Genomic DNA, 14,135 nt, shown 5'->3' on the forward strand with positions numbered 1-14,135 from the left:
TTTCCTATAATAAAAAAGGATATATCCCGCACAGGATATATCCTCTTCTTATATTCTATCTCTGATTATTTACGAATAACTTCGCCTTTGATATTCAATCTGTAGATTGAATCAGGAACATTTGAAAACACCGTAACGTCTTTACTGAATGTCCCCGGACGACCAGTAGTAGAATAGGTAACTTTAATCTTACCTTCTTTACCCGGTAACACAGGTTCATTTGTATAATCCGGCGTTGTACAACCACAACTAGCCTGCACTCTCTGGATAAGGAAAGGCGCTGTACCTGTATTTTTAAAAGTAAATTCACAACTTACCGAACCGGCGCTCTCTGCAACTTTACCAAAATCGTGTACTGCTTTTTGGAAAGTAACCTTAGGTGCTTTTTTACCGTCCTGAGCTGCGATAAAACCTGTTGATAGCACTAATGCAAACAGGATAAGTCCAATTTTTTTCATATCTCTAATTCTAAAATTTACTAATTAATTCTAATGTAGTTTCTAAGTTCTCTCAATCTAAATAGTTCACAAATGTAACAATAATATCAACTACATGTTTAACTTTTTAGATTATTTTACATTAGCATTCATCTCTCTTGTTCAGGTTCTTTCTAATTATATATCCACATCAATACAGGCTTTCTAGATGCTTTAAGCATCTCATCCACCTTGCGCATCATCTCGTTGCTGACAACGGGGCACCCCTGACTCCAGCCCAAAGGCAGATGTTTGGGATGAATATCATGATCAACAACGGGTGTATGTGAATGCAATACAACCCAGCGTTTGAAAGCATTGCTATTCGTCTTTTCCAATCCATGCATCTTATAGTGTACATTGATACCCCAACTGCTATAGGCACGTGCACCTATCTTATATTTCCCCAGCGAAGAACAATAACTGCCTTCCACATTACTGAATACAGGCTTCGATTGGGTACTCTCCATTCCGTAGCCATGGCAGCAAAGTCCCGAATACCTGATGGTATCTTTAGCAAAATCCCAGACAAAGAAACGTTTCTTGCCCGAATGAATACTGAAATCGATAAGGATACTGTATTCTGTACTGAAACCTTTCGATTTACAATAAGCCAAAGCTGAATCGGCTTTGGATTTAAGGCGGGTAAAAGCTACCAGGTTTTCGTCTTCTGTATTTCTATGTTCCGTCCGATCCACCCTACTATTGCAGGACTTGTATCTGATAAAAGATACAAGCCCAACAAGTAGAAGTATGGCCAATATGATAGAGCCGAATGTTTTCATATGTCTGTAGTTTTAGTTGTAAAGGTCTTTTGATCTCAACACCGCTATTCTTTTACTGTCACCTTTATTCCCTGCGTATGCGATACAAATTCCGGTGCATACATACATTGAATAGTGGTGATTCCATTTGCATACTCCCCTGTACGGTTTACATACACAGGATATTCCAACACATAAGTGCCCTTAGGCAAATGATCGAAGTAGAAATTAGTGGATGCATCTTTTGCCATCTGATAGTATATCAGACCGCCTGCCCACCTTGTACCAGAAATAGTCTGCTGTGGTTCGAAACACGGGGCACGCATATCTTTCAGTTGTACGAAATCCATATCCCTGTCGGTGCGCACTGTAAGACGGACAATCACTTTATCGCCGACTGTGAGTGGGTTGGACTCAGTTATCAGGTTCAAACCTTTTCCTGCTGCCGATACATTTTCTTTAAATAGCTCTTTGCTTACATTCAGATCACCCTTTTGTGATGTAATCTTATCCAGATTTTCGTAATACTGCCAGTACATAGCGCCATAAGCAGGCTGAGAAGAGGAGGCGGTTACTTCCACTTTGCCCATATCATTCGCTATTTCCGACTTATTCCATGTTTGTTTGAAATAGCCTGTTCCCAATTCTTTATTCTCCGGTTGGACAATCTGGCTTCCTACCTTAATTACCGTCGGAGCAGGTTCTGTTGCAAACCAGTCCGTACCCGAGCTTAGCAAGGCACTAATAGCATCAATAGACGCATGAGTGGATTCCCATACCTGTGTACGCTTCTGATTCAGCAGCCAACGTTTCATCATATCCATTTCCTCTTTAGATGCGCCGTTTTGTTCCAATGCATCCATGAGGAACGTATGTACACTGATAGCAGAGAGTGACATAAATACATTGCTGCGATTGTTTGGCCAGTACATGCCCAGTTTGGCGTTCTTAACCGCATGCTCTTTAATAGATTTTACAATCTTGTTTACTTGCTCTTTTTCTCCGTTTTGTTTCAACACAACAGACAGGATAGAACGTTCATACAGGTTCAATTTAGTCCAGTTCTTAGTTGCCACATCTGTATAGAAACGTTCAGCAGCGCGCGCTTCCTGACTAATAGGTATATCACGATAGAATGAGCGTACATAAGCAAATTCGAGCTGATTGGTAGAAATAGTTGTTATCTTTTCCCAGTCTTTATTATATTTTTTCAGGTTCTTGAAATCTTCCACTATCTGAAAGTCGATATATTTCAATGCTTTCATTTGCATTTCCTTTACCTCTTGAGGATACTGCACCTGTCCAACCTTCTGCAAATTAGCATATCCGTAAAGTATATACTGAGTTACCGAACGGCTCGGATAGAGTCCTTTGTACCATGACCAGCCTCCGTCATTTGTTATTAGTTCCGCTAATTTCCTTGTGGCTGCATCTGTTTGTTGTTTTGTATTATTCAGATCGAATAGCAGAGACAGGCGTTGCATTTGCTCTGTTTCGTCTTTGGCATCGAGTACCCAAGGCGTTTCTTCCAGTAAGACAGCTTTCAGTTCTTCATCTTTTTGAAGTTTGGAAACGAGCGTTTGCTTATCTGCTCCCTGTTTTTGCCAAGCCTGTATCATAGACGCTACTTTCGGATACTGGCGAACAATCGAGGATCCCAACGTATTCACATAATAACTCGCAAACCAGTTCACGGCGTTTTCATTCGACGGATTGCTCATAGTAGGCAATGCCTGTATCGCATACCATGCCGGATTGGATGCATATTCCAATGTCAGGCGATAGTTGCTCGCTGTGTTTGATGTATTGTTATATAGTTTATCGAATGTGAATGTGCTTGTGCCCTGCTTCGTTATATCTATCGGCATGCTTTCTGTTACCAGCATACGATTGGATAATACTGCCAATACATGCTGCTCACCGTCACTAAATGATTCGTTCTGAGCGACAATACGGCAACCGATCAACTCTATGCCAGAAGGGACATCGAATGTCCAGTTAACTGACGTAGAGGCATCTTTTTCGAGAGAGAATGTTTGCTTTTGGTTTGCTAAGCCTAAATCAATTACTTTATCAGTTGCAGGGTCAAAGAATTCGATATGCACATCTCCGGATAAAGCTTTATCCGAGAGGTTTGAAATCTTAGTGGAAATACTAGTCTTATCTCCCTGACGAACAAAGCGCGGTATATTAGGCGTCACCATCAGTTCTTTACGGGTAACCACCATCTGCTCTAATGTACCTACGCGTGCATCTTTATCGTGAGCCAGTGCCCTGAAACGCCATGTAGTATTGCTTTCGGGTACAGTAAACGATATAAGCGTCTCGCCTTTTTCGTTAGTCCTCAACTGAGGGAAGAAGAACGCTGTTTCGTTGAAGTTCTGGCGGATTTGAGGAGTTGGAGTATCAGTATCCTTTTTAAAGCCAATATCTAACAGATCTTCTACGCCTCCTGCCGAATCGGCGAGGACAACAGATTCGTTAAGCATTCCCTGTGGTGCAGCAACAGATGCTACGCCTCTAATCATTATTCCATTTTCAGCCCTCACTCTAGAAACCGAACCGGTCATCAGCTTTGCCTTATGAGTACCATATCCGACAACAACAACTTCATCATCAGAATAATTCAGATATTGCTGAGGAATATCTCCCAATGAATTATTCCGCCCATATGAATAAATGTAACCGAACCAATTGATAACATCCTTCGTTCTTTCAGGAATAGATATATCATATTGAGCCTCATAATGGAAATTAAACCATCGGCTATAATCATTACTATACCACGGGAAACTGTAATTTACAGGCGTTACATATTCCCTGCTTGTATAAGGACGGTTAAATGACCATGCCGTATACGGATACAGCTTATCCAGCGAAGTGTCATACATAGAAGCCAACAGTTCGGCCAAAGCGGGTTGGTTTGTTATATCCTTCACGCTTATAGTCCATGTTTCGGCCTGTCCCGGACGAAGTTTATCGCGGAATACTTCCAGTTTTATATTCAACTGTGTATCCGGCAAATCTGTTTTCTTGTATAATGAAGCCTCTTTGTTATAAAGTTTACCATCCCTCACCGATGTGAATGTCATTTTCAATTCATCGCCGTACTCATCTTTGTAAGGCACAGTGAATCTCTGGTTCGCATCACTAAGTTTTACGAAACGTTTTTCAAATACTTTCTTATTATTATACAACTGATAAAGGATATATGAATCTTTTTCAGATGAACCAAATATAACTTCGCCCGGCTTGTCTTTCCCAAATAACAGATTCTTTGTTATCAGCCATTCATTTGTCTTTATAGGCGGTTTCTTATCAGCATACGAATAAAGCACGAAATTCTGCTTTTCGCTTACTTCATTTCCTTTACTATCCAATGCTTTCACCTGCAACTGATACTTGCCCGATGCTAATGTTTTCAATCTGGCTTTCAGTTCGGTCTGTTCTCCTGTTTTGAATGAGCCGGACAATGCTTTGCTTTTTATAGAATCATTATCATCCAACGCGTATATTTCATAAGTCCCCGAAGTTTCTATATCCTGCGCCTGCAAATTACGGGCAGCGATTTTGAGTTCGTAGTCGCTTGTTTTCTCTATCTGTTGCGGTATATCGATATTGATTACCATCGACACATTCCCTACGGTTAGAGTATAAGTGTTCGACTGTGTTTCGCCATTCACATCCGTAACCGTAGCTGTAATGTTGAATGTATATATCTGCTTGTCATTGATGGAACGCAGAAGCGCCCTGTTACCGTCTCCGGCTTCGGGGGTAAATGTAATTTCGAACGAACCGTCGTCGTTTGTCTTCACTATGCCATCGGTAAAAGGTGTAGTGTTGCCTGAAGGCCAATACCAGAAGCTAAACTGCTCACGGCTTATATTGTATTTCACATCGGCACCCTGTAAACTGATGCCTGAGAAATTTTTGGCATAGCCTTTCAGCGTCACCTCTTCTCCGAATGTATAGGTTTTATCTACTTTATCGAAGGTGATTTCGAAGGTAGGGCGTTTGTATTCTTCTACATTAAAATAGGCAGAAGCGTCGTCTATCTCGATATGATATCCTCCCAAAAGGCCTGTTTGCGGCAAAATAAATTCGCCGGATATAGAGCCGAATTCATTTGTTATTATTTCCTTTACAGCGATAGATTCACCGTTTGCATTATATAATTCTACGGTGTATTCTTTATTCGCCAGCAATTTAGAACCATTATCTATGGCTATTGCTTTGAAATAAACGGTCTGGCCCGGACGGTAAATACTCCTGTCCGTAAATATACTGATGGCCTCTTCATCTCCGTCTTGCTGATTCTGATTCCATCTGTAATCCTGAGCTGTTAGGGTTTCTGCCCGCAAGCAGGAATCAGCTCCTAATTCAACCTTATATGTAGCAATGTTATAACGGTACTGATCTGTACTGACCGTCTTATCATTGTAAACGGCAAGCCCCAAAGCATCTGTTTTAAGTATTGTTATTAACTTCTGAGCAGTTTTACTATTGGGATATTCATAGGTATATATTTTAACTGTGGCATCTTTTACCGGTTTGCCTGTCATACGGTCTACTACGAGTATTTCGTATTCATCTTTAGCGCTGTTACGGGATAAGGCGATTAAAGAAGATACGGTAAAATCGAATGTATTATTGATTTGTAAATTTAAGTTATCATTCGCATTATCATTTTCCAAACTATCTTTCGAACGACTACTAAAAGAATATTTTCCGACAGGTAAAACACCTAAATCTATAGATAATGTGTCCTGCTGATAGGCAGCTTTAGAAATCAGGTTCAATTGAAGATCCTTCACCTGATTGTATTTTCCATTCTCTACCCTATATAATTTGAAGTCCTGTTTTTCTGCCAAAGCCTGTAAATTCCGATGTATCAATGTTAGTTGAAACGGTTGTTTGGGGTACTGTAACTGATTCCCTTTTATTGTCAGGGACGGATATTCCATTTCATTCAATCTGGCTTGAAGTACTTTTGCCCCATATGATGCCGGATATTTATCTATACCTTTCTTTATCCATGCGTAAATCTTTTCGTTTACATCGGCTGATTGCGTTCCGGTATATGAATCTACTATCTTGTTTATAATCTCAGTAGACGCTTCATTGTTCTCATATTTTTTTTCCAGAGCGATGAAAATGTCTAATACTTTATCACCGGATAATGTACGGGAATTCCGACTAAGATAGTTTGCCTTATCAATCTCCGTGAAAACAAGTGTCGGTATCATATTACGGCTCAGTAAATCCTTCATATATTGCTGGTAATACAGATAGATTATTTGCCGCTTATCCGCTCCGGCGCCAATATTGAGTTTAATATATTCATCTGCCGGGGCTGCCAGTTGCTCCAGACTTGCCCCCGTAAGCGTTGCATCATATTCCCGATACCCCATACCCTCTATTCTTTTTACAATCTGAATAGCGCGTTCCATCAGGAAGTCGTATAAAGTAGGATAGTATTTCTGACCGTCAGTACCTAAGAGTATTATATCGTCATAAGCCTTGGTTGTGGATTGTTTAAGCGCCATGATATCTTTTACCGATAAATCCAGGTTCCCGATAATCTTATTCATAAAGATATTACTGCTCCACTCTTTCATATCTTCAGGAACAATATCCTGTAAATCGGTTCGCTGGTTTATCTGCCACTGGTTGCTGTTATAATAGTCGGAATATAGCTCAGCTAACATTGAATGCAACAAAGCTTTTTCTTCCGTATTGGTCGTCTGAGCCAATAAAGCCTGTAAGTCTGTGAAGATGGCCTCACTATCGCTCCTGTCTATTTGTTTCTTATACTTATTTTTATAAATCAGGGCTTTGATCACTTGAGTGGTATTCTTATCGGAAATAGCCTTTTGCAGAATTTCATCTACAGATTTAGCGGCCGATTGCGGAAGACTTTGTTGCTCATAATCTTCTACCTGTTTCCACTCATTTTCATATTTCTTATTTGCTGTCTGTGCTATCATACTGATGCTCAATAAAAAGAACAGACTAATCAATAATTGCTTCTTCATATTATTACGTTTTGTATTTTCTCTCAATATATTATAGACGGATTTTAGGTGTATTATTCACAAAGAAAAGCGTTAAAATTAGTTATGAGTGATAAATAATGAGTTATATACTTTCAAATCATCACTTACAACGTATCATTTACTAACATACATGCCCAACCATACGGCACCGATGCCAAATACACAACTGGATAAGGTATAAACAAAGGCCATTGCCATCTGGTTGTTGTTGGCTAATGTTAAAGTTTCGCTGGCAAATGTGGAAAAAGTTGTAAAGCCTCCGCAAAATCCTGTGATAAGCAGAAACCGGAGATTATTGGAAGGTAAAAGATTTGCGAATAAACCGATACAAAAGCAGCCCAGAATATTGACTGCAAATGTCCCGACAGGAAACGGGAACGGTTCTGATCGCGTTACCAGTACTGAGGCAAGGAAACGCATAACGCTGCCTACTGCTCCTCCTATACTGACTAAAAGAATCTGCTTTAACATAGTTCAAATTTACATGTTTATTTTTAAACAGTGTTAATTAGTAGTTGAATTTCTTATTGTTGTATGAAAATGTTTAATTTTTTTACTACGCGCAATCACCGATCGCTTGTGTTCCTTTTATCCAAAGCCCCAAAAGGAACCAAAAATGCTTTGACGCCCATTTTATAAGCTGACCCATAACGGATTTAAAGGCGAAACGCAAAAGCTCGCTCTAAATAGAGCATAATACGAATCGGTCGATAAGCTCAAACAGGTTTTGGCTCGCCTGCGCTTCGCCGATTGTTAATTCGTTTTTTAGCCTTTTTCGCCCTATGGGTATCCATAAAGCAAATGGCGTTCGCTAACAACGCACAACGAGGCTGACGCATATTTGATAAAGGGCTTTGCTTACTAAGGCGTCAGCATCTGTGCATTAGTTCGGCAGGCGGGGTACCCACACGGTGCAGACGGCGTAGAATCAAACGGGGCGATAGCCCGTTTGTTTGGTTCAGCCGGCAAACCGATTGTGGGTCGCCGAGGAACGAAGCACTCGCTTTTTGCTTCCTTTTGGGCAATGCCAAAAGGAAGGACAAGCCCGGCAGGGCGCGGTAGAGATGAACTGAAAGATAAAAGTTTTTACAAAGAACGCTTATATGCATAAAAAAAACGATTAATGTAATCGAACATTAAAACTCAACTACTGATTCGCATAACTTGCAACTTTTTCCGTACCTTTGTATTGCTAAAAATAATAGAACTAACTAAAATAAGAATATCATGTTTTCAGGTATAGTAGAAGAGGCTGCAACAGTGGTTTCGTTGCGTAAAGAGGCAGAGAATCTGCATATAACAATGGAGTGTTCATTTACCCACGAGTTGAAGATTGACCAAAGTGTTTGTCATAATGGGGTATGTCTTACAGTCGTGAATATCGATGATAAAAAATATACCGTTACTGCTATTAAAGAAACACTGGAATGTTCTAATCTCGGCTTATTACAGGTTGGAGATAAGGTAAATCTCGAACGTAGTATGTTGATGAATGGTCGCCTCGACGGACATATTGTTCAGGGACATGTAGATCAGACCGCTAAATGCGTTGAAATAAGAGAAGCCGATGGTAGCTGGTACTTCAAATTCGAATATGAGTTTGATCGTGAAATGGCAAAGAAAGGCTATCTGACAGTAGATAAAGGCTCAGTAACAGTAAATGGAGTCAGCCTGACTGTAGTCGACCCTACCTACAATACATTCGAAGTAGCTATTATACCATATACATATGAGCATACTAACTTCCATCAGTTTAAAGTAGGTAGCGTGATAAATATCGAATTTGATATAATTGGAAAATATATAAGCCGTATTACACAATTGTGATTGCAATAAGATAATCCAATGAAATACCTTAGCCTCCTTTTTATTTTTTTTATGCCCTTCTTGTCCATATTTTCGCAGGACGGGAAAGGACTGGATGAGACCTTAGTGCAAATGCTCGAAGAGGAGCAGGCTGTACGTAAAAGTATGTCGACTTTCTATGCAGAATGGAGCGGTAAGGAGGAATTTCAATCCAAAAGGGATAGCATTGTGGCTGTCATGCTTAAAATAGACAGAGCCAATCAGCAGTTTATTGCCAATCTTTTAGATTCGGTAGGCTGGCCCGGCAATCTTACTCCTCAGGCTAATATGGCCATATTTATGATTGTTCAGCATTCTCCTGTTGCGTATATGAATAAATATGCTCCATTGATAACAGAGGGATATAGAAAAGGGTATGTAGATTCGGGATTATATGCAATCTTCGAAGATCGTTTCCTTATGCGTCAAAATAAACCTCAATTATACGGATCGCAGATAATGAATGGTTATGTCTGGCCTATTCAGGATTTAGATTTGCTGGATGCCCGGCGAAAAGAGATGAATTTGTCCTCTCATCAAGAGTATCTTGACAGCTTCAAAAAATCCGGCATGCAAATAAATTGGGATAAAGAACTGACTGTCGAAGAATTAATAAAAATATTGGGGTTTAGCCCAAAAGATGTTGAATAATGGATTTTTACGAACTAGTAAAACAACGTCAGAGTACCCGTGCTTATGATACTACCCGCAGTGTAGACCGTGAGATCATAAACCGCATACTGGAAGCTGCCCGTCTGGCCCCTTCGGCCTGCAATGCGCAGCCATGGCATTTTATCGTGGTGGATGACCCCGAACTGAAAAATAAGGTGGCAGATGCGGCTTCGGCACGGTTGCTGGGTATGAATCATTTCACCAAGCAGGCACCTGTACATATTGTAGTAGTAGAAGAGAAGGTGAATATAAGCTCAGGTATTGGCGGTATTGTGAAAGATAAGCATTTCGCCTTTCTGGATATCGGTATTGCAGCTTCTCATATTTGTCTTGCGGCTGAAGCCGAAGGGCTGGGTAGTTGCATACTCGGTTGGTTTGCCGAATCAAAAATGAAGAAACTGCTGAACATCCCTGATAACAGACGTGTGGTACTCGATATTGTTATCGGTTATCCCGCACAGCCGCTGAGAGAAAAGAAACGAAAGCCTGCAGAAGAAGTTATTTCCTATAATACTTACACTTAACCTGAAAAATTTATGAAGAAAAACCTGTTACTGGCACTTTTTATTATGGCAGTATGTTCTGCGAATGCCCAATTTCGTATTGGTGTAACAGCCGGCGGAAATGTATCTAAAATTACAATGGAAGATGGCTTGGGTAACAATAACGGACTCTATAAATCCCGTATTGGATTCCAAGGGGGAGTCGTTGCCGAATACATGTTTTCCGATGTATTCGGACTGCAAACGCGTTTGCTTTATACTCAAAATGGCTCTAATATGAATAAAGAAAGGTTGATCGAAGTCCTACGTATAACCAACGATGAAGAAATACCTGAGGGGATGACTATGGGGGGACGTACAGTTTACAACCAGATTCAACTGCCACTTTATGCAAAAGTAAAGTATCCGATAACTGACGAATTGAGTATTTATGGTCTGTTTGGAGGTTTTGCCGGGTATATTTTTGATGGAAAGGCTAAGATGGAAGCAAAATTGAATGGTGTGACCCAATCCTATACCTGGGATTTGTTTGACGTGCAGATATTCGATGGCGAGTCGACGGCAATAAACCCATACTATACAAAGAGATGGAATGCCGGTCTTGCTGTAGAGCTGGGTTTTGAACTTTCAGATAAAATATTTATGGGAGTGGGCTACAAGCGTATTCTGACAGAAATGTCTGCATATAGCATAGCCGGATATAGATTGAAAACGCATTTAGACGACTTCTCTCTGTCGGCAGGCTATTTCTTTTAAGCAATTACTGAATTATACAAATAAAAAACTACATACGATTAATGGAAAAGAAGCATTGGATATTCCTTATCATATTCTTTATAGTAGGCATATGGTCGGGTATTAATCCTTACGAAACGGGATTGTGGTTTCTCGAAGCGGGAATGTGCATTGTCGGTGTGGCTATACTGGCTTTTACTTTCAAGCGGTTCCGGTTTACGGATATGACCTATGTCTTTATCCTTATCCATCTTATCATCCTTTTTGTAGGGGCACATTATTCCTATGCTAAGGTTCCTTTGTTCGACTGGATAAAAGAAGTGTTTGACCAAAGCCGCAATAACTATGATAAAGTAGGGCATTTTGCACAGGGGTTCATCCCGGCAATGATTGCCCGCGAATTGCTTATTCGCCTCGATGTGCTCAAAAAACGTTCATGGCTGCCGTTTATCGTTGTTTGCATCTGCCTAGCCATCAGTGCTTTTTATGAACTGATAGAGTGGTGGGTTGGCGCATTGTCTGACGATGGTGCTGATGATTTTCTCGGTACTCAGGGATATGTCTGGGATACGCAGTCGGATATGTTTTGCGCCATGCTTGGAGCTATCTGCATGCTGATATTCTTTTCGAAATTACAGGATAAGCAAATACAAAAAATAAACCAATGATACAATGTGCCAATATATAAGTTCGCTTTTCATTGGCACATTAGCTAATTAGAAAATTAACACAATGACACTTTCTCAGAAACAACAGGGGCATCTTATTATGCTTGTTGTGATGACAGTTTTCGGACTGAATATTCCCATCAATAAGTATCTGTACAGTACAGGGCTTCTTACGCCTATGGCTATGACAATGCTGCGTATGGGGTTTGCAGCCATTGCCTTTTGGGCAGTCTCGTTATTCACGAAAAAAGAAAAAGTAGACAGACGGGATTTGCTTATACTGTGTATAGGAGGTATTTCCGGCATGCTCATCAATCAAAGTCTCTTTGCATACGGTCTTGGGCAAACATCATCTGTAGATGCATCTATAATAACGACCAGTGGCCCTTTATTTGCCATGATACTGGCGGCAGTATTACTCAAAGAACCCATTACATTCAAGAAAGCAGGCGGTGTAGTGCTTGGTGGACTGGGCGCCATATTTCTGGTTTATACTTCCAATCAGGTGGTTACTCCCGGGCAGGGGTCGGCCCTTGCAGGGGATATCGCCGTGCTTAGCGCGCAACTGTTTTATGCATTTTATCTGGTAATTACACGTCCGCTGTCGACTAAGTACTCTCCCATTACGATGATGAAATGGATGTTTTTCTTTGCGGCCCTTATCAATCTGCCTATCAGTTATAATGCTGTGTTGGTCGCACCACTTTTCCATCAGCCCGATATAATGCCGTATCTGATGCTATCATTTACATTGCTGGGTGCTACATTTTTTACTTATATGATGATTCCTTTGGCTCAGAGGCGTATAAGGCCTACTACTATCTCTATGTACAATAATATGCAGCCGCTCATTGCTTCCGGCGTAGCTATATATATGGGAATGGATCGGTTTACATTCGAAAAACTACTGGCAGCCATATTAATATTCGCAGGAGTGTATCTGGTGACGGCCAGTAAATCGAGGGCTGATGTAGAGCGGGAGTCTAAAACAGAACAATCATAGGCTTATACTCAGACTTTCTGAAAAATAAACCGTATTTTTGCACAGATTTAAAGTCACAGACCTATTCATTGCTTTAGTAGGCATGCCAGCAACTGAAGGCTATGTTTGAATAAAGTTGAATAAATACTTACTCTTACTTAATACATACACAATGGACAAAGTTAGCAACCGCATAAAGTATTGCTGTTTCGGCCTTATATTTCTGGGGCTGGTAATCAGGCTGCTTTTATTCAAATATCATTCTACCGACTATGGCGGATTCCTTATTCACTGGATAGATCATATAAAGACATATGGCTTTGCCGGATTTAAGGACGATTTCTATAATTATGCCCCTACATATATCTATATGCTCGCTATCGTGGCAAAGACAGATATATATCCTTTGTACGGAATCAAGATACTGTCGGTCATATTCGACTTTGTAGCCGCATATTTTCTTGCGCAGATAGTTTTCCATATCACAAAGAAAGAGTCTTTCAAATGGATTGCATTTGCTTTGGTATCAGTGCTTCCTACTGTCATTCTCGATGGCTCATTCATGGCGCAGTGCGACTCCATCTATGTATCGGTAATACTGGCTAGTGTTTATTTCTTACTGAAACGGAACAATCTGGCCTCTGTAATCCTTCTCGGGCTGGCATTTGCACTGAAAGCTCAAACGGCAATTGTGCTGCCATTCTTCTTCGTATATATGCTTAGGGGAGGTATAAAATGGTATTATTTTTTGCTTGTACCCGTTGTGTTTGTCATTATGATTATCCCTGCATGGCTTGCCGGTAGGCCGTTTCTCGATCTATTGCTGGTATATAAGATGCAGTCGGAATATTATGAAGGTATAGTAGGATTCTTTCCTAACATCTATGTGTGGATACAGCAACTTATCAATTACGATAAGAACATTGGAATGATATTTACCATGCTGCTTACTCTTGCAGGAGGGTTTATTCTCTGCCGGAAGAAGTATATATTCTCACTCGAATCGTGGATACAACTACTCTTTATCAGTGCTATTGTTTGTCCGTTTTTTTTGCCGGGTATGCGCGAGCGTTATATGTTTCTGGGCGATGTGGTGGCGGTTGCATATATCCTTATGTTCCCTAAAAAGATGTATTTACCGATAGGCATAATATTTATATCGTTCTTTTCCTATATCAGGTGTTTTTATTACTTCGCGCCATTTGCCGATTATCCGCAGTCTGTGTTTTCTTTCTTCGAGTTTATTCCGTGGAGGCTGATGGCGTTGGTATATTTTACAATAATTGTGCTGACGGTGATAGACTTTATAAAAACTCTGCGGAGCAATAAGCCCGAGGATGAATTTGTGATAGGAGACAAAGCAAAAGCTAAGTAATCTAAAATATTTACTGTCGTATGTCATCCTGACCGCAGGGAAGGATCTCTACTCCAAAG

General features: G+C 40.4%; 12 protein-coding genes. 7 read left to right on the forward strand and 5 right to left on the reverse strand.

The window, feature by feature from the left end; translation table 11 throughout:
- Nucleotides 1–65 precede the first annotated feature (65 nt).
- The 5 genes from QZL88_RS04115 to QZL88_RS04135 form a co-directional block, all read right to left on the reverse strand.
- Nucleotides 66–458: a DUF1573 domain-containing protein gene (locus QZL88_RS04115; RefSeq protein WP_006800433.1), complete on the reverse strand. Its 393-nt coding sequence runs from the start codon at nucleotides 456–458 to the stop codon at nucleotides 66–68.
- A gap of 152 nt (nucleotides 459–610) precedes the next feature.
- Entirely contained in the window at nucleotides 611–1,261 is a 651-nt protein-coding gene (locus tag QZL88_RS04120) for a murein L,D-transpeptidase catalytic domain-containing protein (protein ID WP_296938772.1), read from the reverse strand.
- Between the two features lie 44 nt (nucleotides 1,262–1,305).
- A complete protein-coding gene (locus tag QZL88_RS04125) occupies nucleotides 1,306–7,275 on the reverse strand; it encodes an alpha-2-macroglobulin family protein (RefSeq protein ID WP_296938773.1) in 5,970 nt (1,989 codons plus the stop codon).
- 135 nt (nucleotides 7,276–7,410) lie between these two features.
- Complete coding sequence (gene crcB / locus QZL88_RS04130) at nucleotides 7,411–7,767, reverse strand: fluoride efflux transporter CrcB (protein ID WP_296938774.1); 357 nt, start codon at nucleotides 7,765–7,767, stop codon at nucleotides 7,411–7,413.
- Nucleotides 7,768–8,165: 398 nt separating this feature from the next.
- A complete protein-coding gene (locus QZL88_RS04135) occupies nucleotides 8,166–8,405 on the reverse strand; it encodes a hypothetical protein (RefSeq protein ID WP_296938775.1) in 240 nt (79 codons plus the stop codon).
- A 118-nt stretch (nucleotides 8,406–8,523) separates the two neighbouring features.
- On the opposite strand from QZL88_RS04135, the gene QZL88_RS04140 reads away from it, so the two are divergent.
- From QZL88_RS04140 to QZL88_RS04170, 7 genes are all read left to right on the forward strand, one after another.
- On the forward strand, nucleotides 8,524–9,123 hold the full coding sequence (locus tag QZL88_RS04140; RefSeq protein WP_296938776.1) for a riboflavin synthase: 600 nt from the start codon (nucleotides 8,524–8,526) through the stop codon (nucleotides 9,121–9,123).
- A gap of 18 nt (nucleotides 9,124–9,141) precedes the next feature.
- Nucleotides 9,142–9,792, forward strand: a complete 651-nt coding sequence (locus tag QZL88_RS04145) for a DUF6624 domain-containing protein (protein WP_296938777.1) — start codon at nucleotides 9,142–9,144, stop codon at nucleotides 9,790–9,792.
- Nucleotides 9,792–10,337: a nitroreductase family protein gene (locus QZL88_RS04150; RefSeq protein WP_296938778.1), complete on the forward strand. Its 546-nt coding sequence runs from the start codon at nucleotides 9,792–9,794 to the stop codon at nucleotides 10,335–10,337. Before QZL88_RS04145 ends, QZL88_RS04150 begins: the two co-directional genes overlap by 1 nt.
- Before the next feature lie 12 nt (nucleotides 10,338–10,349).
- The gene (locus QZL88_RS04155; RefSeq protein ID WP_296938779.1) at nucleotides 10,350–11,072 is read left to right on the forward strand and encodes a porin family protein; all 723 of its coding nucleotides are present in this window, start codon (nucleotides 10,350–10,352) and stop codon (nucleotides 11,070–11,072) included.
- A 41-nt stretch (nucleotides 11,073–11,113) separates the two neighbouring features.
- Nucleotides 11,114–11,719, forward strand: a complete 606-nt coding sequence (locus tag QZL88_RS04160) for a DUF2238 domain-containing protein (protein ID WP_296938780.1) — start codon at nucleotides 11,114–11,116, stop codon at nucleotides 11,717–11,719.
- A gap of 64 nt (nucleotides 11,720–11,783) precedes the next feature.
- Nucleotides 11,784–12,722, forward strand: coding sequence for a DMT family transporter (locus QZL88_RS04165; RefSeq protein WP_296938782.1), 939 nt, complete (start codon nucleotides 11,784–11,786; stop codon nucleotides 12,720–12,722).
- Nucleotides 12,723–12,873: 151 nt separating this feature from the next.
- Nucleotides 12,874–14,076 carry a hypothetical protein gene (locus QZL88_RS04170; protein WP_296938783.1) on the forward strand — a complete coding sequence of 401 codons (1,203 nt, stop codon included), beginning with the start codon at nucleotides 12,874–12,876 and terminating at the stop codon, nucleotides 14,074–14,076.
- Nucleotides 14,077–14,135 lie beyond the last annotated feature (59 nt).

This window comes from uncultured Dysgonomonas sp. (assembly GCF_900079725.1).
Lineage (GTDB): Bacteria > Bacteroidota > Bacteroidia > Bacteroidales > Dysgonomonadaceae > Dysgonomonas.